27 protein-coding genes are annotated in these 19087 nt (G+C 71.1%); 19 read left to right on the top strand and 8 right to left on the bottom strand.

Annotated elements, in window-relative coordinates; all coding sequences use genetic code 11:
- Nucleotides 1-546: tetratricopeptide repeat protein (locus tag ON36_RS25265; protein ID WP_157225003.1), on the bottom strand; the 546-nt coding region annotated here is incomplete at its 3' end.
- A gap of 77 nt (nucleotides 547-623) precedes the next feature.
- Here ON36_RS25265 and hemB point away from each other — a divergent pair.
- From hemB to ccsB, 11 genes are all read left to right on the top strand, one after another.
- The gene (gene hemB / locus ON36_RS25260; protein WP_043658544.1) at nucleotides 624-1598 is read left to right on the top strand and encodes a porphobilinogen synthase; all 975 of its coding nucleotides are present in this window, start codon (nucleotides 624-626) and stop codon (nucleotides 1596-1598) included.
- Between the two features lie 65 nt (nucleotides 1599-1663).
- A complete protein-coding gene (locus ON36_RS25255) occupies nucleotides 1664-2140 on the top strand; it encodes a hypothetical protein (protein ID WP_052314333.1) in 477 nt (158 codons plus the stop codon).
- A gap of 252 nt (nucleotides 2141-2392) precedes the next feature.
- Nucleotides 2393-2701, top strand: coding sequence for a hypothetical protein (locus ON36_RS25250; RefSeq protein ID WP_043658540.1), 309 nt, complete (start codon nucleotides 2393-2395; stop codon nucleotides 2699-2701).
- Between the two features lie 89 nt (nucleotides 2702-2790).
- Nucleotides 2791-2994 (top strand): hypothetical protein, encoded by a 204-nt coding sequence (locus ON36_RS25245; protein WP_043658538.1) that lies wholly within the window; start codon nucleotides 2791-2793, stop codon nucleotides 2992-2994.
- A 236-nt stretch (nucleotides 2995-3230) separates the two neighbouring features.
- Nucleotides 3231-4550 (top strand): glutamate-1-semialdehyde 2,1-aminomutase, encoded by a 1320-nt coding sequence (gene hemL / locus ON36_RS25240; RefSeq protein ID WP_043658537.1) that lies wholly within the window; start codon nucleotides 3231-3233, stop codon nucleotides 4548-4550.
- 32 nt (nucleotides 4551-4582) lie between these two features.
- Nucleotides 4583-5248, top strand: coding sequence for a histidine phosphatase family protein (locus ON36_RS25235; RefSeq protein WP_043658536.1), 666 nt, complete (start codon nucleotides 4583-4585; stop codon nucleotides 5246-5248).
- A 73-nt stretch (nucleotides 5249-5321) separates the two neighbouring features.
- Nucleotides 5322-5963 (top strand): TlpA disulfide reductase family protein, encoded by a 642-nt coding sequence (locus tag ON36_RS25230; protein WP_174377609.1) that lies wholly within the window; start codon nucleotides 5322-5324, stop codon nucleotides 5961-5963.
- Nucleotides 5960-6184: a hypothetical protein gene (locus ON36_RS35025; protein WP_157225002.1), complete on the top strand. Its 225-nt coding sequence runs from the start codon at nucleotides 5960-5962 to the stop codon at nucleotides 6182-6184. Before ON36_RS25230 ends, ON36_RS35025 begins: the two co-directional genes overlap by 4 nt.
- 4 nt (nucleotides 6185-6188) lie before the next feature.
- A complete protein-coding gene (locus tag ON36_RS25225; protein ID WP_043658535.1) occupies nucleotides 6189-7004 on the top strand; it encodes a cytochrome c biogenesis CcdA family protein in 816 nt (271 codons plus the stop codon).
- On the top strand, nucleotides 7004-8644 hold the full coding sequence (gene resB, locus ON36_RS25220) for a cytochrome c biogenesis protein ResB (protein ID WP_043658534.1): 1641 nt from the start codon (nucleotides 7004-7006) through the stop codon (nucleotides 8642-8644). Before ON36_RS25225 ends, resB begins: the two co-directional genes overlap by 1 nt.
- The gene (gene ccsB, locus ON36_RS25215) at nucleotides 8644-9612 is read left to right on the top strand and encodes a c-type cytochrome biogenesis protein CcsB (protein WP_043658533.1); all 969 of its coding nucleotides are present in this window, start codon (nucleotides 8644-8646) and stop codon (nucleotides 9610-9612) included. Before resB ends, ccsB begins: the two co-directional genes overlap by 1 nt.
- Nucleotides 9613-9740: 128 nt before the next feature.
- On the opposite strand, the gene ON36_RS25210 is transcribed toward ccsB, so the two are convergent.
- The 3 genes from ON36_RS25210 to ON36_RS25200 form a co-directional block, all read right to left on the bottom strand.
- Nucleotides 9741-10097: a hypothetical protein gene (locus ON36_RS25210; RefSeq protein WP_157225001.1), complete on the bottom strand. Its 357-nt coding sequence runs from the start codon at nucleotides 10095-10097 to the stop codon at nucleotides 9741-9743.
- Nucleotides 10098-10215: 118 nt separating this feature from the next.
- The gene (locus tag ON36_RS25205) at nucleotides 10216-11409 is read right to left on the bottom strand and encodes a lipid-transfer protein (protein ID WP_043658529.1); all 1194 of its coding nucleotides are present in this window, start codon (nucleotides 11407-11409) and stop codon (nucleotides 10216-10218) included.
- Complete coding sequence (locus ON36_RS25200) at nucleotides 11402-11848, bottom strand: Zn-ribbon domain-containing OB-fold protein (protein WP_043658528.1); 447 nt, start codon at nucleotides 11846-11848, stop codon at nucleotides 11402-11404. Before ON36_RS25200 ends, ON36_RS25205 begins: the two co-directional genes overlap by 8 nt.
- 126 nt (nucleotides 11849-11974) lie before the next feature.
- Here ON36_RS25200 and ON36_RS25195 point away from each other — a divergent pair, with 126 nt between their 5' ends.
- The 6 genes from ON36_RS25195 to ON36_RS25180 all read left to right on the top strand — a co-directional run bounded on the left by ON36_RS25195 (nucleotide 11975) and on the right by ON36_RS25180 (nucleotide 15749).
- Nucleotides 11975-12742 carry a translation factor GTPase family protein gene (locus tag ON36_RS25195; protein WP_043658526.1) on the top strand — a complete coding sequence of 256 codons (768 nt, stop codon included), beginning with the start codon at nucleotides 11975-11977 and terminating at the stop codon, nucleotides 12740-12742.
- Nucleotides 12743-12857: 115 nt separating this feature from the next.
- On the top strand, nucleotides 12858-13217 hold the full coding sequence (locus ON36_RS35925; protein WP_218001233.1) for a transglutaminase-like domain-containing protein: 360 nt from the start codon (nucleotides 12858-12860) through the stop codon (nucleotides 13215-13217).
- On the top strand, nucleotides 13214-13471 hold the full coding sequence (locus ON36_RS35920) for a hypothetical protein (RefSeq protein WP_218001232.1): 258 nt from the start codon (nucleotides 13214-13216) through the stop codon (nucleotides 13469-13471). Before ON36_RS35925 ends, ON36_RS35920 begins: the two co-directional genes overlap by 4 nt.
- Before the next feature lie 111 nt (nucleotides 13472-13582).
- A complete protein-coding gene (locus tag ON36_RS35020) occupies nucleotides 13583-13729 on the top strand; it encodes a hypothetical protein (protein ID WP_157225000.1) in 147 nt (48 codons plus the stop codon).
- Between the two features lie 4 nt (nucleotides 13730-13733).
- On the top strand, nucleotides 13734-14246 hold the full coding sequence (locus ON36_RS25185) for a DUF2199 domain-containing protein (RefSeq protein ID WP_083885399.1): 513 nt from the start codon (nucleotides 13734-13736) through the stop codon (nucleotides 14244-14246).
- Between the two features lie 102 nt (nucleotides 14247-14348).
- The gene (locus ON36_RS25180) at nucleotides 14349-15749 is read left to right on the top strand and encodes a WS/DGAT/MGAT family O-acyltransferase (RefSeq protein WP_043658524.1); all 1401 of its coding nucleotides are present in this window, start codon (nucleotides 14349-14351) and stop codon (nucleotides 15747-15749) included.
- A gap of 7 nt (nucleotides 15750-15756) precedes the next feature.
- Here the strand turns inward: ON36_RS25180 and ON36_RS25175 are convergent, their stop codons facing one another.
- The 4 genes from ON36_RS25175 to ON36_RS25160 all read right to left on the bottom strand — a co-directional run bounded on the left by ON36_RS25175 (nucleotide 15757) and on the right by ON36_RS25160 (nucleotide 18016).
- On the bottom strand, nucleotides 15757-16686 hold the full coding sequence (locus ON36_RS25175; RefSeq protein WP_083885397.1) for an alpha/beta fold hydrolase: 930 nt from the start codon (nucleotides 16684-16686) through the stop codon (nucleotides 15757-15759).
- Between the two features lie 78 nt (nucleotides 16687-16764).
- Nucleotides 16765-17418, bottom strand: coding sequence for a hypothetical protein (locus ON36_RS25170; protein ID WP_052314331.1), 654 nt, complete (start codon nucleotides 17416-17418; stop codon nucleotides 16765-16767).
- 56 nt (nucleotides 17419-17474) lie between these two features.
- Nucleotides 17475-17681 carry a hypothetical protein gene (locus ON36_RS25165; protein WP_043658522.1) on the bottom strand — a complete coding sequence of 69 codons (207 nt, stop codon included), beginning with the start codon at nucleotides 17679-17681 and terminating at the stop codon, nucleotides 17475-17477.
- A gap of 125 nt (nucleotides 17682-17806) precedes the next feature.
- A complete protein-coding gene (locus ON36_RS25160) occupies nucleotides 17807-18016 on the bottom strand; it encodes a BldC family transcriptional regulator (protein ID WP_043658520.1) in 210 nt (69 codons plus the stop codon).
- Nucleotides 18017-18197: 181 nt separating this feature from the next.
- On the opposite strand from ON36_RS25160, the gene ON36_RS25155 reads away from it, so the two are divergent.
- Together ON36_RS25155 and ON36_RS25150 are read left to right on the top strand one after the other, a co-directional pair.
- Entirely contained in the window at nucleotides 18198-18524 is a 327-nt protein-coding gene (locus ON36_RS25155; protein WP_043658518.1) for a DUF4229 domain-containing protein, read from the top strand.
- A gap of 3 nt (nucleotides 18525-18527) precedes the next feature.
- A partial coding sequence (locus ON36_RS25150) for a PLP-dependent cysteine synthase family protein (RefSeq protein WP_043658517.1) occupies nucleotides 18528-19087 on the top strand: 560 nt, incomplete at its 3' end.

Genomic DNA, 19087 nt, shown 5'->3' with positions numbered 1-19087 from the left:
CTCGGTGAGCAGCTCGACCGCCCGCTCCATCCGCCCGGCTTGTGCGGCGTGCAGGCCGAGCGTGCGCAGCGCGGTGGGATCGCCGCGCTCGGCGGCCCGTTCGTACCAGTGCCGCGCCGCGTGGTGATCGCCGCGCCGCGCCGCCACCACGCCCATGTTGCACAGCGCCTCGGGCAACCCGTCCTCGGCGGCGGGCAGGAACTGTTCTTCGGCCCGGTCGACGTCGCCGCGCTCGAGATAGAGCACCCCGAGCCGTTGCGCCGCCTCGGGGTGGCCGGCGCCCGCCGCGGCCGACAGCCAGCCGATCGCCTCGCCGACCAGGCCGCGTTCGTAGAGCACCCCGCCCAGTTCGACCATGGCCGGCGTGCTGCCCGCCTCGGCCGCGCGGGTGTACCAGATCTCGGCGTCGCGCAGGTCTCCCGCGGTGTGGCGCAGGTGCGCGAGCTGGAGCATCGCCAGCAGATTGCCCTCGTCTGCGGCCGCGCGCAGGGCCGCCTCGTCCACCCGGCGGCCGGGGCGTGCGGTGAAGTCGAACACACCGTCCATGATGCGCCACAGCGTGCCGGGCGGGTCCCCGGCACCGGCCGCGCCCGCGCCCTCCGGACAGGCGTATCGTGCCGAATATGACCGCTTTCGACCGCCCCCGGCGGTTGCGCCGCACGCCCGCGCTGCGCCGGCTCGTCGCCGAAACCACGCTGCAGCCGCGGCAATTGGTGCTGCCGATGTTCGTCGCCGACGGGCTGGACGAGCCGCGCGAGATCAGTTCCATGCCGGGCGTCTACCAGCACTCCATGGACTCGCTGCGCAAAGCCGCCGCGGAGGCGGTCGCCGCGGGCGTGGGCGGCCTCATGCTCTTCGGCGTCCCGCTGCCCGAGGACAAGGACGCCACCGGGAGCGCGGCCAGCGATCCCGACGGCATCCTGAACCGCGGCCTGCGCGCGCTGAAGGAGGAGGTCGGCGCGGACACCGTGGTCATGGCCGACACCTGTCTCGACGAGTTCACCGACCACGGCCACTGCGGCGTCGTCGGCTCCGACGGCGCCGTCGACAACGACGCGACCCTGCACCGCTACGTCGACATGGCGCTGGCCCAGGCCGACGCGGGCGCCGACCTGCTCGGCACCAGCGGCATGATGGACGGCCAGGTCGGCGCGATCCGCCGCGGTCTCGACGCGGTCGGCCACATCGACACCGGCATCCTGGCCTACGCCGCCAAGTACGCGTCCGCCTTCTACGGCCCGTTCCGGGAGGCCGTCGGCTCGTCGCTCGAGGGCGACCGCCGCACCTACCAGCAGGACCCGGCCAACCGCCGCGAATCGCTGCGCGAACTGGACCTGGACCTCGCCGAGGGCGCCGACATCGTCATGGTCAAGCCCGCCATGTCCTACCTCGACATCCTGCGCGACGTGGCCGACCGCTCCCCGGTGCCGGTCGCGGCCTACCAGATCTCCGGCGAGTACTCGATGATCACCGCCGCCGCGGAGCGCGGCTGGATCGACCGCCGCGGCGCGATCCTCGAGTCGCTGCTCGGCATCCGCCGGGCGGGCGCCGACATCGTGCTGACCTATTGGGCCACCGAGGCCGCGCACTGGCTGTGAGTCACCCGCCGATGAGTTTTCCCCCCATGCCGCCCCAGGTCCCGCCTGCGCCGGAGAAGCCGCCCATGCCCGAGGACATCGGGACCGCCCGTCAGCTCTGGTACGGGGTGGCCGGGCTCAGCGTGGTCCAGGCGCTGGCGGGCATCGCCGTGCTCTGGGGCACCCGCGGCGACATGCGCGCCACGATGCTGGAGGACCTGCGCAAGTCCGATCCGACGGTGCCCGAGGGCACGGTCGACCTCATGCTGGCGTTCGCGTTCGGCATCGCCGGGCTGCTCGCGGTCGGGCTGGCCTGCCTCACCGCCCTGTTCGCCTTCCAGCTGGGCCGGGGCAAGCTGTGGGCGCGCACGGTGCTGACCGTGGTCGCGATCTGGATGGCGATGGGCACGGTGGCCACCCTGCTGGCCTTCGCCTCGGTGCAGGGCGTCGCGATGATCGTGGCGGGTGCGGCGTCGATCGTGCAGGGCGTGCTCGCGGTCGGCGCGGCCTACCTGAGTTACCGCCCGGACTCGACTCGCTACTTCCTGCTGAACCGCCGGTGAACACCGGCTAGCCGGACGTAGCGCGCCAACCTCGCCATCCCGGCGTGTATGGTGAGGGTGGTCACAGCGGACGAGGGGTTGTCCGGGTGACCGGACGATGTGGGCTCCGGGGGCGATGGAGGCAACGATGCGCGTGGTGATCAACCAGCCACACGGACTACGACGTGACCTGGTGTTCCTGAGTCTGCTGGTGGTGTTCGCCATCGTGACCGTCGTCCTGGTGCTGGTGCCCAACGTCCTAGGCTGAGGGGTATGAGTCGCCGGATCCTGGTTGCCCCGATCGAGATCGTCGTGGCCCTGGCCTGCCTGGCCGGCGCGGTCCCGGCCTGGCGCGAGGGCCTGCTGGTCACCGTGGTCGCGCCCGCGGGCGACGTGCCGGGCTACGAGGCGACCCGCTATCTCCCGCCGTGGCTGCTGCTGGCGACCGTCGCCGTCGTCGCCGGGGGAATCCTGTTGATCGATGCGGTGGCGCGGCTGGCGAGCCGCGCGGAACCGGCGCCGCCCGCGCCGCCCGTCCCGCCGCGCGCGCAGTACGGCGATACCGTCCCCGCATCGCCATGATGCCATCGACGAATTCATTTGAGCCCGTTCATGTTCCGGCTACCATTCGTCACGCTCGCCCACGGTGGGCGAGCGCGAAGGAGAACGTCGTGAACAAGCTCATCGTTTCCGCCTGTGCCGTGGCCGCGTTCGGCCTGGCCGCCGCGCCCGCCCAGGCCGCGGGCCTGCCGCTGGAGCCCGCGGGGGAGCAGGTCGTGGCGATCGCCCCCGAGACCGGCTCGGGCGCGATCTACAACGGCATCATGTGCCAGCTGCACACGCTGTCCGCGTCCGTGCCGTGCATGTACACCTAGTCCCGGCCGGTCGGTGGCGCCGCTGACCGACCTCGCGCAGCCGGTTCTCCGCGCGAACCGGGTGCCCGCGGGCGCGTCGGCCGAGGTGCCCGCCACGGGGGTTTACTCCCCGAATCCGGCGGCGTGTCGGGCGTGTCGCCGGTAAGTCGCTGCGGTCTGGGTCACTCGGGTCCCCCCTCTCGTCCGGTCCACCCGGAGGGGCTGCGACACTGGACGTCGTGAGTTATCCTCCGCGCGTGACCGGGGCCGCGGTGCCCACGTCCAGCCTGCTCTTCGAGCGGGCCGCTTCGGTGATTCCCGGTGGTGTCAACTCCCCGGTGCGGGCCTTCCATTCGGTCGGCGGCACCCCCCGATTCATCTCCTCGGCGCGGGGCTACACGCTGACCGACGCCGACGGCAACTCCTACGTGGACCTGGTCTGCTCGTGGGGCCCGATGATCCTCGGCCACGCCCACCCCGCGGTCGTCGAGGCCGTCCAGCGCGCGGCCACCGGCGGCCTGTCCTTCGGCGCGCCGACCGAGGCCGAGATCGAGCTGGCCGAGGCCATCGCCGCCCGGGTCGACCCCGTCGAGCGGGTCCGCCTGGTCAACTCCGGCACCGAGGCCACCATGAGCGCGGTCCGGCTGGCCCGCGGCTTCACCGGTCGCTCGAAGATCGTCAAGTTCTCCGGCTGCTACCACGGCCACGTCGACGCCCTGCTGGCCGACGCCGGCTCGGGGGTGGCCACTCTCGGCCTGCCGACCTCGCCCGGCGTCACCGGCGCGCAGGCCGCCGACACGATCGTGCTGCCCTACAACGATCTCGACGCGGTCGCCGCGGCCTTCGCCGCGCACCCCGGCCAGATCGCCTGCGTCATCACCGAGGCCGCCGCGGGCAACATGGGCGCGGTCGCGCCGCTGCCCGGCTTCAACGCCGGACTCCGGGAACTCACCGCCGCCGACGGCGCGCTGCTGATCATGGACGAGGTGATGACCGGTTTCCGCGTGTCCAAGGCGGGCTGGTTCGGCCGCGAGGGCGTGGCGGGCGACCTCTACACCTTCGGCAAGGTGATGAGCGGCGGCCTGCCCGCCGCGGCGTTCGGCGGTCGCGCCGAGATCATGAACCACCTGGCCCCGCTCGGCCCCGTCTACCAGGCGGGCACGCTGTCGGGGAACCCGGTCGCGGTGGCGGCGGGCCTCGCCACACTGCGCGCCGCCGACGACGCGGTCTACGCGGCACTGGATCGCAACGCCGACCGGCTCGGCGATCTGCTCGGGAAAGCGCTGTCCGAGGCCGGGGTGCAGCATCAGGTCCAGTTCGCAGGCAATATGGTGAGCGTGTTCTTCGCCGAGCGTCCGGTGACCGACTACGCCGCCGCCAAAGCGAGCCAGACCTGGCGTTACCCCGCCTTCTTCCACGCGCTGCTCGACGCGGGCGTGTACGCGCCGCCGAGCGCGTACGAGGCGTGGTTCGTCTCCGCGGCGCTCGACGAGGACGCGTTCGACCGAATCGCCGCCGCTCTGCCCGCCGCCGCGCATGCGGCCGCGGCCGCAACCCCCGAAGGATTCTCAGCGTGAGCTCCGAAGCCGACCAGCCAGCTCTCGACGCCGTGGCCACCCCACCGACCGTCGAGGCCGACCCGTCGACCGTCGAAACGATCGTGCACGTACTGCGCCACGGCGAGGTGCACAATCCCAACGGCATCCTCTACGGCCGGCTGCCCGGCTTCAGCCTCTCGGTGACCGGTCGTTCGCAGGCCGCCGCCGTCGCCCGGTCCCTGGCCGACCACGACATCTCCCTGGTGATCGCCTCCCCGCTGCAGCGCGCCCAGGAGACGGCCGCGCCGATCGCCGCGGCCCACGACCTGATCGTCGGCACCGACGACAACCTCATCGAGGCGGGCAACACCTTCGAGGGCCTTCGGGTCTCCGTCGGTGACGGCGCCCTGCGCAAGCCGCGGCACTGGTGGAAGCTGCGCGACCCGTTCACCCCGTCCTGGGGCGAGCCGTACCTGCAGATCGCGCACCGCATGCTGGCCGCGGTCAACAAGGCGCGCGTCGAGGCGGCCGGGCACGAGGCCGTGCTGGTCTCCCATCAGCTGCCGGTGTGGACGCTGCGCCGGTTCCTGCAGGGTCAGCGCCTGTGGCACGACCCGCGGACCCGCCAGTGCTCGCTCGCCTCGCTGACCTCGCTGGTCTACCAGGGCGACACCCTCGTCGACATCGTCTACTCCGAGCCCGCCGGGGCCTCGGACCCGTCGGTGCACGGGGCATGAGCGGGTCAGCGGCCGGAGGCGGTAGCTTGCGTAACCACGCAGGCCGCCCCGATCATGCCGGTTGGCTCAGCGCATGAGCGAGCTATCCCACGTTCGACCCGCCCGCGGCCATCGGCTGCGGGCGATCCTCGCGGCGCTGACCGGGCTCACGGTCGTCGCGGCACTGGCCGGCTGTGCGGGTGGTACCGATGCGGTAGCAACCGGCGGCGGCACCTTCGAATTCGTCTCACCCGGTGGTAAGACGGAGATCTTCTACGATCCGCCCGCCGCACGGGGGACGATCGGAAAACTGTCCGGCCCCGACCTGATGAAGGATGGGAAGACCGTCTCGGTCGACGACTTCCCGGATCAGGTCGTGGTGATCAACCTGTGGGGTCAGTGGTGCGGTCCGTGCCGTGCCGAGTCACCCGCGCTGGAAAAGGTGTACGCGGCGACCAAGGACAGGGGCGTCGCATTTCTGGGCATCAACGTGCGGGATCCGCAAAAGGACAAGGCCCAGGATTTCGTGGTGGACAACAAGATCGAGTACCCGTCCATCTACGACCCGTCGATGCGGACACTGCTAGCGCTCGGCGGGAACTTTCCGACCAGTGTCATCCCGACCACGTTGATCCTGGATCGTCAGCACCGGGTCGCCGCGGTCTACCTTCGCTCCCTACTGGCCGAGGACCTACAGCCCGTGGTGGAGCGCATCGCCTCCGAGGAGAAGCTGTGACCCGTACCCGTCGTCCCGGAAACCTGAGTGCTTGCCGTCCCCGCCAGGGCGCGCGCCGCGTAGGCGCGGGCTGGGCGGTCGACGACCGCTGGGCCGGAATCGCCACCGTGCCGCGCAGTGTCGCCGGTGCCGGCCTGCTGGATTTCGATCCGAGCGAGGCCGCCGACACCGAGCGCAAGCTCTCGCTGCCGCGCGACGAGCGTGAGGCGGGCGAGGACTGATTTGATGCCTCTCGCCGCAGTCGGAGATTCCTTCCAGCAGACAGCGGCCTCGGGTCCGCTGCTGCTGGCGCTGGGTGCCTGTCTGCTGGCGGGACTGGTGTCGTTCGCTTCCCCCTGTGTGGTCCCGCTGGTGCCGGGCTACCTCTCGTATCTGGCCGGGCTCGTCGGCGCCGAGGCGCCGCCCGCCACGGTCGGCCAGGCGCGTTCGGCCACGAAGACCGAGGCGCGCCGGGGCAAGATGCGGGTGGCGGGCGCCGCCGGGTTGTTCGTCGCCGGGTTCACGGTGGTGTTCGTGCTGGCCACCGCCACCGTGTTCGGCGTCATCCAGACGCTCAACGTGAACCGGGAGCTGCTGCAGCGCGTCGGTGGTGTGGTCACCATCGTCATGGGCCTTGCCTTCATCGGCCTGATCCCGGCGCTCCAGCGCGACACCCGCATGGAACCGCGCCGCATCGCGGGCCTGCTCGGCGCGCCGCTGCTCGGCGGCGTGTTCGCCCTCGGCTGGACGCCGTGCCTCGGCCCGACGCTGTCGGGCGTGATGGCGGTGGCGGCCGGTACCGAGGGCACGACGGCCGTGCGCGGCGTGGTGCTCATCGTGGCGTACTGCCTCGGCCTCGGACTGCCGTTCGTGGTGCTGGCCTTCGGCTCGGCGGGCGCCCTGCGCGGCGTCGGCTGGCTGCGCCGTAACTCCCGGGCCATCCAGGTGGCCGGGGGTCTGCTCATGGTCGCCGTCGGCGTCGCACTGGTCACGGGGGCCTGGGACCAGTTCGTGGCGTGGGTGCGCGACTCCTTCGTCTCCGAGGTAGTTCTGCCGATCTGATGACCGTCACCGATTCCCCCACCGAGACCCCCGCGCCCAAGCCCCCGCACCGGCAGTCCCCGCTCGGTCGCGCCTGGGCGCTGGTCCGCAACGGCTGGCGCGGCCTGACCAGCATGCGCACCGCGCTGGTGCTGCTGTTCCTGCTCGCCCTCGCCGCGATCCCGGGGGCGCTGCTGCCCCAGCGCAGCCTGAACGCGCAGAAGGTCGACCAGTACATCGCCGACCGCCCGACCCTCGGGCCGTGGATGGACCGCTTCGAGCTGTTCGACGTGTTCGGCAGCTTCTGGTTCACCGCGATCTACGTGCTGCTGTTCATCTCCCTGGTCGGCTGCATCCTGCCGCGCACCTGGGATCACTTCCGCGCCCTGCGCACCCCGCCGGTCCCCGCGCCGCGCAACCTGGGCCGCCTGCCGCATCACGCCCGCGAGACCGTCGACACCCCGGCCGCGCGGGTCGTCGACGAGGCGCGGGCGAAGCTGCGTGGCTGGCGCACCGAGGTCCGCCCCGGCACCCGCGAGGGCGAGGTGACGCTGTCGGCGGAGAAGGGCTACCTGCGCGAGGTCGGCAACCTGGTGTTCCACCTGTCGCTGTGCGGGCTGCTGGTGGCCATCGCGGTGGGCAAGCTGTTCGGGTACGAGGGCAACGTCATCGTGATCGCCGACAACGGGCCGGGCTTCTGCTCGACCTCGCCCGCGGCGTTCGACTCCTTCCGCGCGGGCAACGTCAACGACGGCACCGGCATGACCCCGCTGTGCGTGCGGGTCAAGGACTTCAAGGCCGACTACCTGGCGACCGGCCAGGCCGAGATGTTCACCTCCAACATCGAGTACCAGGCGGGCGACGACCTGACCACCGGTACCTGGCGCGGCACCGAGCTGGCCGTCAACCATCCGCTCCGCGTCGCCGGTGACCGCGTCTACCTGCAGGGCCACGGCTTCGCGCCGACGTTCACGGTCACCTTCCCCAACGGGCAGACCCGCACCGAGACCATCCAGTGGCGCCCGGACGACGCGCGCACCTTCCTGTCCTCGGGCGTGCTGCGCGTCGACCCGCCCGGCGGCATGTACGCCACGGAGGAGGAGCGCACCAAGAACCAGATCGCGATCGAGGGCCTGTTCGCCCCGACCGCGCTGTTCCACGGCAGCCTGCTCACCTCGGCCTTCCCCCGGATGGACGACCCGGCCGTCGCGGTCGACATCTACCGCGGCAACACCGGCCTCGACACGGGCCGTTCGCAGTCGCTGTTCGCGCTCGACCCCGAGATGATCAAGCAGGGCAGGCTGGCCAAGGAGGCGCGGGTCAACCTGCGTCCCGGCGAGTCGACCACCCTGCCCAACGGCACCAAGGTCACCTTCGACGGCGCGAAGGAATTCGTGAACCTGCAGGTCTCGCACGATCCCGCCCAGCAGTGGGTGCTGATCACCGCGCTGACCATGATGGCGGGCCTGCTGGTGTCGCTGCTGGTGAAGCGCCGCCGGATCTGGATCCGGGCGTACCCCGAGGCGGACGGGGGGAGTACCGTGGATCAACGACGCACCGTAGTAGAGCTGGGTGGGCTGGCCAGAACCGATCAGGCGGGCTGGGGCGGCGAATTCGGCCGGCTGCGGACACGCCTGCTGGACGCGGGAACGGAGAACTGATGCCCATCGACGAGACGCTGTCGCGCTACAGCGACTTCGCCTTCATGTCGGCCATGGCGATCTACACGCTGGCCACGGTGCTGCTGCTGGTGCAGTACGCCTCGGCCCGCACCAAGCAGATCGTCGCGCGCGAGCCCGCCATGGCGGGCGGCCCCGCGCCGGACCCGAACCTGCCCGGCCGCGTGGTCACCCCCGCGGGCCCGTCGCGCGCCGAGCGCTTCGGCAACATGGCGTTCTCGGTGCTGTTCGTCGGCGTCGTCCTGCACATCGCGGCGATCGTGCTGCGCGGCTTCGCGACCCACCGGTTCCCGCTGGGCAACATGTACGAGTTCGTCATGATGGCCACCGCGGCCGCCGTGGTGATCGGCCTGGTCTTCCTGCGCGACCAGCGCTACCGCTCCATGTGGGTCTTCCTGCTGGTGCCGGTGCTCATCCTGATGTTCCTGGCGGGCACCGTCCTCTACGCCGACGCCGCCCCCGTCGTCCCCGCGCTCAAGTCCTTCTGGCTGCCGATCCACGTCACCATCGTCAGCATCGGTTCCGGCGTGTTCCTGGTCTCCGGCATCGCGAGCCTGCTGTTCCTGTACCGCGTGCGCCAGCCCGAGGGCGAGGAGTCCCCGAACTTCTGGGGCGCGGTCGCCCGCAAGCTCCCCGACGCCCGCACCCTCGACCAGCTCGCCTACAAGACCACCATCATCGGCTTCCCCCTCTTCGGCGCGGGCGTCATCCTCGGCGCCATCTGGGCCGAAGCCGCCTGGGGCCGCTTCTGGGGCTGGGACCCCAAGGAGACCTGCTCCTTCATCGCCTGGGTCCTCTACGCCGCCTACCTCCACGCCCGAGCCACCTCCGGCTGGCGCGACACGAAAGCCGCCTGGATCAACGTCGCCGGCTTCGTCGCGATGCTCTTCAACCTCTTCATCATCAACATGGTGATCTCGGGTCTGCACAGCTACGCCGGACTGTCGTAGAAGCGCTCGACCCGCGCGTCGGGCGGTACCGGCCTCAGTCGGTATTGCTCGTGAGCGGGTGCATCGGCCCGAGCGGTAGGCCGGGACGCTGGGGAGTGGGCTCGAATCGCTGAGCGAGGCGGTGTGCCTCAGCGCACCGGTTCGGGCCGCAATTCTCCCTGCTGGCAGTCGAAGCAGACCAGGCCGAACACCTGCGCCAACCCGGCGACGAACTCCGACACCTCGTGCTCGCGACCCCACCGGATATGTACATCGAGGATCGAGCCGTCTGCGTGCCCCGTCCCCGAGGCCGCCCAGGGGCTGCCAGGGACTTCGACGTCCGGCCAGCGGCGAAGAAGGGCCGCGACGAATTCCGCGATCGTCGCGCTGGGTGCGTCGGGCTTCCTGTCTCGCGCATGCCGTTCGCCGATCTTGTCGAGTGTGTCTCGCAGATCCTGCGCATTGTCGGGTCGGGGGCCGTCCCAGACCAGGAGGTCGTAACTCATGAACCGCATACTTCACGACGCAACCGACAATCACCGTTGCCGCGCGGTCTACGGGCAGCCCACGCTGTCGCGGAAACACGAAAACCCGGGCTCGGCCCGGGTTTTCGTGAGACAGCGATCAGACGGTGGCGATGAGGGCGGAGCCGTGGCCGAAGAGGCCCTGGTTGACGGCGATGCCCGCGCGGGCGTCGGTGACCTGGCGGCCGTCGGCCTGGCCGCGTAGCTGCCAGGTGAGTTCGCAGACCTGGGCGATGGCCTGGGCGGGGATGGCCTCGCCGAAGCAGGCGAGGCCGCCGCTGGGGTTGACCGGCACGCGGCCGCCGAGGGTGGTCGCGCCGCTGCGGAGGAGTTCCTCGGCGCCGCCGGTCTCGCAGAGGCCGATGTCCTCGTACCAGTCGAGTTCCAGCGCCGTGGACAGGTCGTAGACCTCGGCCAGCGACAGGTCGGCGGGGCCGAGGCCCGCCTCCTCGTAGGCGGCGTCGGCGAGGGCGGAGCGGAACGGGCGCTGGGGTGCCTCGACGGCAACGGCGGAGTCCGTCGCGAAGTCCGGCAGGTCGAGCACGGTCTTCGGGAAGGTCGGGGTGACGGTCGACAGTGCCCGGATGCGGACGGGTTCGGCGACGCCATGCTTGCGCGCGTAGTCCATGGAGGTCAGCACGAGCGCCGCGCCGCCGTCGCTGGTGGCGCAGATGTCGAGCAGGCGCAGCGGGTCGGAGACGATGGCCGAGGCGGCGACGTCCTCGGCCGAGACCTCTTTGCGGTAGCGGGCGTACGGGTTGTTCAGGCCGTGGCGGGCGTTCTTGACCTTGACCGCGGCGAAGTCCTCGAGTGTCGCGCCGTGGAGCGCCATCCGCCTGCGCGCGTAGAGCGCGAAGTAGATGGGGTTGGTCGCGCCGAGCAGGTGGAAGCGCAGCCAGTCCGGGTCGTCGCGGCGTTCGCCGCCGACCGGCTGGAAGAAGCCCTTCGGTGTGGTGTCGGCGCCGACCACCAGGGCGACGTCGGTCAGCCCGGCCAGGATCTGGGCCCGCGCGTTGGCGATGGCCTGGGCGCCCGAGGCGCAGGCCGCGTAGCTGCTGGAGATCCGCGCACCGGACCAGCCGAGGGCCTGGGCGAAGGTCGCGCCTGCGACGAAGCCGGGGTAGCCGTTGCGGATGGTGTCGGCGCCGGCGATGTAGCCGACGTCGCGGTGGTCGATCCCGGCGTCGGCCAGCGCGGCGCGCGCCGCGACCAGGCCGTATTCGACGAAGTTGCGTCCCCACTTGCCCCACTGGTGCATCCCGGCACCGAGGACGGCGATATCGCGATCAGGCATCGACGGGCCTCCACATCCATACCGTGTGTTCGGCGTCCTCGTCTTCGTAGAGCACGCCGACGGTGAGTTCCACCGGCATGCCGACGGCCAGGTCGTCGACGGAGATGCCGCGCACCACCTGGCCGAGGATCACCATCTTCTCGACCTCGAGCTCCACCGCGGCGACGATGTAGGGCTCGAAGGGGTCGGGGGAGACGTACGGCGGGGGCGGCTTGTATCGGGCGTCGGCGTAGGACCAGATCCGCCCGCGGGTGGAGAACTGGTAGTCGGCCAGTTCGGAGCCGTCCTTGGGGGCCGCGCACTGCGGGTTGCGGCAGGCGAGGGTGTTCCGCGGGAAGTACGGCGTGCCGCAGACGTCGCAGCGACTTCCCTCGAGACGCACCGCGCCGTCGTCCGCAGTGAACCAGCCTGCTACCGCGGGGCGTTGTTCTTTCTGCACACGGCCGACGATATAGGAACACGTTCTAGTTTGGTGGCGAAACCCGCACCGCCGCACCGCCGCGGCCGCTACGGTGGACCGCGTCACCCACCGCAGGCCACGACCTCGAGGCGATCTGGAGGACCGATGGGCGCCGCCGCCATCGACCCGCGGACGATCTGCAACGTCACGCTCGTCGGCGACCCCGACGAGACGGGTCGCCTGCGCCGCAGGCTGTGTGGCGGACGCGCCGGGCCCGGCCCGATCCGGTGGTCGGTCGACGGCGTCGAGCACACGATCCACCTCGCCGAACTGTCCGCCCGGGCGCCGAGCGCCGACCTCGAGCGCGCCATCCGGGTCGCGGACGGCGTGGTCACGCTCGCGCACGCCGCGAGCCGGCACGAACCCCGGCTCGAAGCGATCCTGCGGATGGCCGACGATCATCAGGTCGCCCGGCTGTGCCTGGTGACCGACATCGACCACGCCGCGGCCGACGTCGACCGGTGCGTGCGCACCATCGCCGGTATCCGCGGGGCGGTGCCGCTGCTCCTGCACAGCCCGATGGGGGTCGGCGCGGAGTTCGCCGGGGTGATCGACCTGATCGGCATGTGGGCGCTCGCGCCCCTGGCCGCCGAGTTCTTCGGCGGGCATTGGCCCGTCGCCGAACGGCGGTATCGCGACCTGGTGGACGCCGTCTGCGAACAGGACGGCATCGCCGCCCCCGGCCCGCGCGAGCTCTGCGCCGCGGACCTGTCCGACCGGGTCCGCCGCCTGACCCACCTCGGCGAGGCGGCGCCCGTGCTGTGCGACCCGGCCCCCGCGAGCGACGACGTCGCGCCGATCCTGGACGCCGTCGTCCGGTATCTCCCGTCCCCGCTGCACGTCTGCCAGCCCGAGCACACGCTCGACGGCTGACCGTCGAAACGCCCTGCCGCCCGGTGTCATCGGGGGTCCGGTCCCCGCCACGCGGTGCGCTCTTGCTCGCGGCCACCGGCACGGCGCGGGTCGTCGGGCCGCTACAGTGACGGAGGTGAGTCGTCCCTTCGTTCCGTCGGCGCTGCCCCCGTCGCGGTATCTGGGCGGGGACGAGATCGTCCAGCTCGACGACCCGGCGGTACTCGACCTCGCCGGCGGCCTGCGCCGGCGGGCGGCCGACGACACCGCCTTCGCCCGCTCGGCCTACGAGTGGGTCCGCGACGAGATAGCGCACTCCTACGACGCCCGCGATCCGCGCGTCACCCTGACCGCGTCCGAGGTGCTCCGGGAGCGAGTCGGCCTCTGCTACGCCAAATCCCATCTCCTGGCCGCCGTGCTGCGGATCTGCGGGATACCCACCGCGCTCTGTATCAGCGTCTCGCGCACGGCGACGGGCACGTCCTGCACGGTTTGATCGCCGTGTATCTGGGCGGGGCGTGGCATCGCCAGGATCCGCGCGGCAACAAGGATGGTGTGGCCGCCGAGTTCTCCCTGGCGGGTGAACGGCTCGCGTGGCGGGCCGCCCCGGGCCTGGGCGAGGTCGACTATCCACAGCTGCTGGCGTCCCCCGCCGAGTCGGTCGTGCGGACGCTGCGGGCTGCGACGGACGTGTTGGCGATCTACGACTCCGGACTCCCGACTGACCTTTCCGTCGGACACTCCTGTTAGAAAACCGGAGGGGCACTGGGGGATACGGCGCTTCGACGACGACACCGCGTTGGACTTCCACCACGAGGTGCCGAGGGCGTCGACGATGTCGCGGGTCATCTGCGCGCGGCGTTGATCGCGGTCGGGGAGGAGGACTGTCTCGACTTCGGCGTGTCCGTTCCGGCGCGCGTCGTCGTCGCGCTGGTGGCCGAGCGGCGCAGGCCGGGGCCGCCGGGCAAGGTGGCGGCGGAGTGTGGCGCGCTCGCCGCCGTACCCTGACGGCATGTCCGGTGATCCGACCTCTCTCTGCACCCGCTGCGGCGCCGACCACGGCGAGCTGCCGTTCGCGTACGGCAGCCCGGCGCCCGCCTACTGGCGGCCCGAATTCGCGGACGACCCCGGCCACGTGCTCGGGTCGGAGCAGTGCGTCATCGGCGGGGAGCACTTCTTCGTGCGCGGCCGGCTCGTGCTTCCGGTGACCGACGCCGACGAGGATTTCGAGTGGGGTGTGTGGGTCTCGGTCAGCCGCGCGAGTTTCGACCGGATGACCACGATGTGGGAGGACCCGGCCCGGGCCGAGGAACCGCCCAGTTTCGGCTGGCTGTCCACGGAACTGCCGCTCTACGAGCCCGCCACGGTGAACCTGAAGACGCGCGTGCACAGCCGGCCCGTCGGCATCCGGCCGACGGTGGAACTGGAACCGACCGAGCATCCGCTCGCGGTCGAACAGCGCACGGGAATCACTCTCGCGAGGGTTCGCTCGATCGCCGAACAGCTGCGGCATCCGGGCCGCTGAGCCCGCTCCGCCGCGGACGAACGCTGCACACCGGTCGGTCTGTGACCGAACTCCCAGCACGCTCGACCGGAAAACTAGAACGTGTTCTAATAGGCTATGGGTATGGAACGATTGACCGGGCTGGATGCCAGCTTCCTGTATCTCGAGACCGACACCCAATTGCTGCACGTCTGCGCGCTGCTGATCCTGGATCCGGCCGCCGACGGCACCGACTACAGCTTCGCCGCGCTGAAAGCGGAACTGGGACGGCGCCTGCCCCTGGTGCCGACCATGCGCAGGCGCGTGCGTCACGTGCCCTTCGACCTGGATCACCCGGTCTGGGTGGAGGACACCGATTTCGATCTGGACCGGCACGTCCACCGGGACGGCCTGCCCGCCCCCGGCGGTGACCGCGAACTCGCCGAGCTGGTCGCCGAGATCGCCGCGCGGCCGATGGACCGCGACCGGCCCCTGTGGGAGATGACCGTCGTCGAGGGACTCGCGGACGGCCGGGTCGCCGTCGTGTCCAAGTACCACCACGCCGCCGTCGACGGCATCACCGGCACCAACATGATGATGTACCTGTGCGATGCCGAACCGGGCGTGCGCTATCCCGAACCGCCGGCCGAGAAGCCCGCCGTGGCAAGCACTCCGCACGACATCCGGCTGGCGGCCGAGGGCCTGGTCCGGCTGCCGGGCAGGCTGGGGATGGTCGGCATGGTGCCACAGACGGTGCGCAAACTGGGCGGGCTCGTCCAGCGGCGTCGCGTCGGCAAGCGCGGGATGGCGCTGCCGTTCACCGCGCCGCGCACCCCGTTCAACCGCACCATCACGGCCCGCCGCGCCATCGCCTTCACCACCGCGGACCTGGCCGACATCAAGGAGATCCGGGCGGCCTTCGGCGCCAAGGTCAACGATGTCGTGCTGACCGTCGTCGCGGGCGCGCTGCGGCAGTACCTGCTCGACCACGACGAACTCCCGCCGACCTCGCTCATCGCCTCGGTGCCGGTCTCCACCCACGCGACGTCACGGCACGAGCGCGGCGTCAACAAGGTCTCCACCCTGTTCGCCCAGCTCTACACCGAGGTCGAGGACCCCGTCGAACGGCTGGGCCTCATCGCGGCGGCCAACCGGGGCGCCAAGGAGGAGCACGACCTGATCGGCGCCGACTTCCTGCAGGACTGGGCGAAGTACGCGCCGCCGAACACCTTCCGGCTCGCCGTGCGGGCCTACTCCTCGCTCGATCTCGCCGAACGGCACCCGGTGGTGCACAACCTGGTGATCTCCAACGTGCCGGGGCCGCCGCTGCCGCTGTACTTCCTCGGGCACCGGGTCGAGGCCATGTACCCGTTCGGGCCGGTGTTCCACGGCGCCGGGCTCAACGTCACCGTCCTGTCGGCCAACGGCGATCTCGACATCGGGTTCATCGCCTGCCGCGACCTCGTCCCCGATCTCGACCGGATGGCCGCCGCCGTCCACGACAGCATCGCGATCCTGCTGAAGGCGGCCCACGCCCAGCGCTGATCGCGCGTCAGTTCTCCCGCCGGGCGGCGACCGCCGCGCAGGCCTCGAGGAGCACAGGGACAAAGGCGTCCGCCTCGAGTACGCAGGCCGCGTGTCCGGCCGGTGCCAGGAAAATCTCCGCCCCCGCGATCATCTTCGCCATCTCCAGCTGCCGGTACACCGGCAGCGCGCGATCGTGGGTGGTGATCACCACCGCCGTCGGCGCCGTCAGGGTGTCCAGCCACGGCGAGGAATCGAAACGGCCCAGTTCGGCGATCGCCCGCGTCATCGCCCAGCCGTTGATCGTGCGCAGTTCCCGCAGCGCCCACCGGTCCATCCGTCCCGGCTCCCACGCGATCTGCGGCAGATGCGGCAACCGGGCGCCGAGCCGCGCGACCCGCTTGCCCGCCGTCGTGCCGACCGCGCCCGCCAGCAGTCCCATGCCGCCGTGGAACAGCCGCTCCCGCATCTTCTCCCGGAACCGGTAGGTGGTGGCGCACAGCACCAGCCCCCCGACCAGGTCCGGATGGCGGTGCGCCACGGACTGGGCGACGATGCCGCCCATCGAGTACCCGGCCAGGATCGGCCGGTCCGCGCCGGTCACCGCGGCGACGGCGGCGACGTCGTCGGCGAGATCGTCGAGATCGAAGCGGGGGGAACGGATCCCGTGCCCGTGCCAGCGCTGGTCGAAGAGGACGACGCGGTAGTGCTGGGAGAGTTCGGCCAGGGCCGGGAACCAGTTCAGCATGGCGGTGGTGACCAGCCCGTGCAGCAGGATCACGGTCGGCGCGCCGGCCGGGCCGGGGATGTCGACGAGGTAGGTGCGCCCGCGTCCGGGCAGCTCGACCATCCGGCCCGCGGGCACCGAGGTCGTGTCGTTCACGCGGCGGCCGAACCGGGCGGTGGACAGCCGTGCCGCCCCGACGCCGCGGCCGCTCACGCGCTGCCCTGTCGCCATCACGTCCTCCTGATGTGGTCGATCCGCCCACAAATTAGAACATGTTCCACCTGGCGCCGGGCGACCGGCGCCTCGCGATCAGCCGCAGTAGTAGCAGACCTTGCTGGCGGGCAGCTCCATGTAGCACTCCACGCACACCGGCTTGCGGACGACCTCCGGCTTCGGGGTGGTCACCCGGGCGCGGGAGGTGGCGGTCTGCCGGGGCGCGGGCTCGGCGGCCGCCTCGGTGGCGGCGAGCTGCTCGGACGTGCGGTTGCGCACGGCGGCGACCTTCGGCGGCAGCGTCGGCAGGCCGCCGTCGGCGGGGAGGTCGGTGGCGTAGTGCTGGTAGCACTGCCAGCGGGCGGCGGCGGCGTGCATCTCGAGGTCGTCGGGGATCGGCAGCCCCGCCACCTCGAGGATGTAGCGGTAGCCGGTGCCGATGGTCTGGTTCTTGCGCACGCACAGCGCGCTCAGCGGCGGCTCGTTGTCGCGGTGGCAGCGCTCGGTGACGCGGTCGAGCACGACCGAGAGCCAGTGCTGCCACTTCACCCGGGTGCGGATGCCGGAGCGCTCCTGGATCTGTTCGGCCAGATCGGTGTTGACGACGAAGTTGTTGAAACGACCGGCGGTCTCCACCAGCAGCTCGTGGGCGGCCTCGACCCAGGCGGCCCTGGCCTCGGTGAATCCGACTGCGGCACCGTCAGCGTCGCGCCAGGTGGTGGGAGCGGAGGTCTGCTGCAGATCGATCACCGTATTACGTTATCCACCGGGCTATTTGGGGAAAACACCGGGGTGTGTGTGCGGCGTCACGAACCGTCCGGCCGGTTCGGGCCCGAGGGTCCGTCACGGCGTTCGCGGGACAGTCGCCACAGGAAATCGGGGTCGTCGTCCGGTCCCAGAATCGGCTTGCGGCCCGTCGGCGGGGCCGAGGGCCCGCCCGGTCGGGGGCCGAAGGCCTTCCAGCAGAGCACGGCGATCGCCGTGATCGCGATGAGAGCTACCAGGTACGTCACGTCGCCACCTCCTCAATGAAGAGAGTAGCCGTGTTCGCGCAAGGCGCGCATCGGTGACGAAAAGGTGAATTCTTCGCGGACGGCCGCGGCCCGGGCGAAACCCGGGCCGCGGCCGTCGGCGGAAGTCAGCGGGGGGTCGCCTCGGTGGTGAGCGACTTCAGCAACTGCATGACCTCGGATTCGCGGAACCGGCGATGCCCACCCGGGGTGCGCAGCGAACCGAGGCGCCCGGCATGCGCCCAGCGGGTCACGGTCTTGGGGTCGACGTGGAACAACGCAGCCACTTGGCCCGGTGTCAGCAGGGTGTCCTGGCCGCCGACGGTGATCGCAGTCATAGCTAACCTCTCCGTTCTCGACAGTGCCCTCATCAGTTGGCGCCATCGTCGCACTGCGACCCCCACGTAGTCGAACCACCTACTGTTGGTAAAGAGGAAGTAATAGACAAAACGGAGGAACCGCACGCCTCGGGCGTGGGGGAGGCGGGAGCGCCTCCGGTGCGCGAGTTAGGGTGATCGGGTGAGTGAAACGACAGGTCAGCAGGGTCCGGCGGCGGGTGCGGGCAAGCGCCTCGCCCGGAACCTGGCGCTGTACACCGTGGCTCGGCTCGGCCTGGTCGTGGTCATCGCGGCGGTCATCGTGCTGGTGGCCAAGCTCGTCGGGGTCGAGGTGCCGTTGATCATCGCGGTACTGTTCGCCCTGATCGTGGCCATGCCGCTGTCGCTGACCCTGTTCAAGAAGCTGCGTGCCAAGGTCAACGAGGACATCGCCGTCGTCGACGCCCGGCGCAGGCAGGACAAGGCCCAGCTGCGGGCCCGCCTGCGGGGAGACGAGGACGGGAGCTGACCGGTGCAGTACTGCGATCGCAGCACCCCGCGCGACTGGGTCGACAACGCCGTCCGCCTGATCGACGCGGACACGCAGCGGTCGGCCGACACGCACCTGCTCCGCTATCCGCTCCCGGCGTCGTGGCCGGTGCGGCTCTATCTCAAGGACGAGTCGACCCACATCACCGGCAGCCTCAAGCACCGGCTTGCGCGGTCGCTGTTCCTCTACGCGCTGTGCAACGGCTGGGTCGGGCCGGACACCACGATCATCGAGGCGTCCTCGGGATCGACCGCGGTGAGCGAGGCGTACTTCGCCAAGCTGCTCGGCCTGGACTTCGTCGCCGTGATGCCCGCCAAGACCTCCCCGCAGAAGGTCGCGCTGATCGAGGCGCAGGGCGGGCGCTGTCATTTCGTGGAGCGCGCCCCCGACATGTACACCGAGGCGCAGCGGCTGGCGCGCGAGTGCGGCGGGCACTACATGGACCAGTTCACCCACGCCGAGCGCGCGACCGACTGGCGCGGTAACAACAACATCGCCGAATCCATCTTCCACCAGCTGGAACTGGAGGCGCATCCGGTGCC

The organism is Nocardia thailandica NBRC 100428 (genome assembly GCF_000308795.1).
Taxonomy (GTDB): domain Bacteria; phylum Actinomycetota; class Actinomycetes; order Mycobacteriales; family Mycobacteriaceae; genus Nocardia; species Nocardia thailandica.
Note: the sequence above shows the minus strand (reverse complement) of the source record. Positions and strands in the feature narration are given on the sequence as shown.

What these genes read in the sequence shown, in the direction of transcription:
- resB (WP_043658534.1), top strand. Translation starts at nt 7,004, where the DNA reads ATGACCGTCACCGATTCCCCCACCGAGACCCCCGCGCCCAAGCCCCCG.
- ccsB (WP_043658533.1), top strand. Translation starts at nt 8,644, where the DNA reads ATGCCCATCGACGAGACGCTGTCGCGCTACAGCGACTTCGCCTTCATG.
- ON36_RS25230 (WP_174377609.1), top strand. Translation starts at nt 5,322, where the DNA reads ATGAGCGAGCTATCCCACGTTCGACCCGCCCGCGGCCATCGGCTGCGG.
- ON36_RS25160 (WP_043658520.1), bottom strand. Translation starts at nt 18,016, where the DNA reads ATGACTGCGATCACCGTCGGCGGCCAGGACACCCTGCTGACACCGGGC.
- ON36_RS25225 (WP_043658535.1), top strand. Translation starts at nt 6,189, where the DNA reads ATGCCTCTCGCCGCAGTCGGAGATTCCTTCCAGCAGACAGCGGCCTCG.
- ON36_RS25175 (WP_083885397.1), bottom strand. Translation starts at nt 16,686, where the DNA reads ATGGCGACAGGGCAGCGCGTGAGCGGCCGCGGCGTCGGGGCGGCACGG.
- ON36_RS25180 (WP_043658524.1), top strand. Translation starts at nt 14,349, where the DNA reads ATGGAACGATTGACCGGGCTGGATGCCAGCTTCCTGTATCTCGAGACC.
- hemB (WP_043658544.1), top strand. Translation starts at nt 624, where the DNA reads ATGACCGCTTTCGACCGCCCCCGGCGGTTGCGCCGCACGCCCGCGCTG.
- ON36_RS25195 (WP_043658526.1), top strand. Translation starts at nt 11,975, where the DNA reads ATGGGCGCCGCCGCCATCGACCCGCGGACGATCTGCAACGTCACGCTC.
- ON36_RS25185 (WP_083885399.1), top strand. Translation starts at nt 13,734, where the DNA reads ATGTCCGGTGATCCGACCTCTCTCTGCACCCGCTGCGGCGCCGACCAC.
- ON36_RS25255 (WP_052314333.1), top strand. Translation starts at nt 1,664, where the DNA reads ATGCCCGAGGACATCGGGACCGCCCGTCAGCTCTGGTACGGGGTGGCC.
- ON36_RS25250 (WP_043658540.1), top strand. Translation starts at nt 2,393, where the DNA reads ATGAGTCGCCGGATCCTGGTTGCCCCGATCGAGATCGTCGTGGCCCTG.
- ON36_RS25210 (WP_157225001.1), bottom strand. Translation starts at nt 10,097, where the DNA reads ATGAGTTACGACCTCCTGGTCTGGGACGGCCCCCGACCCGACAATGCG.
- ON36_RS25205 (WP_043658529.1), bottom strand. Translation starts at nt 11,409, where the DNA reads ATGCCTGATCGCGATATCGCCGTCCTCGGTGCCGGGATGCACCAGTGG.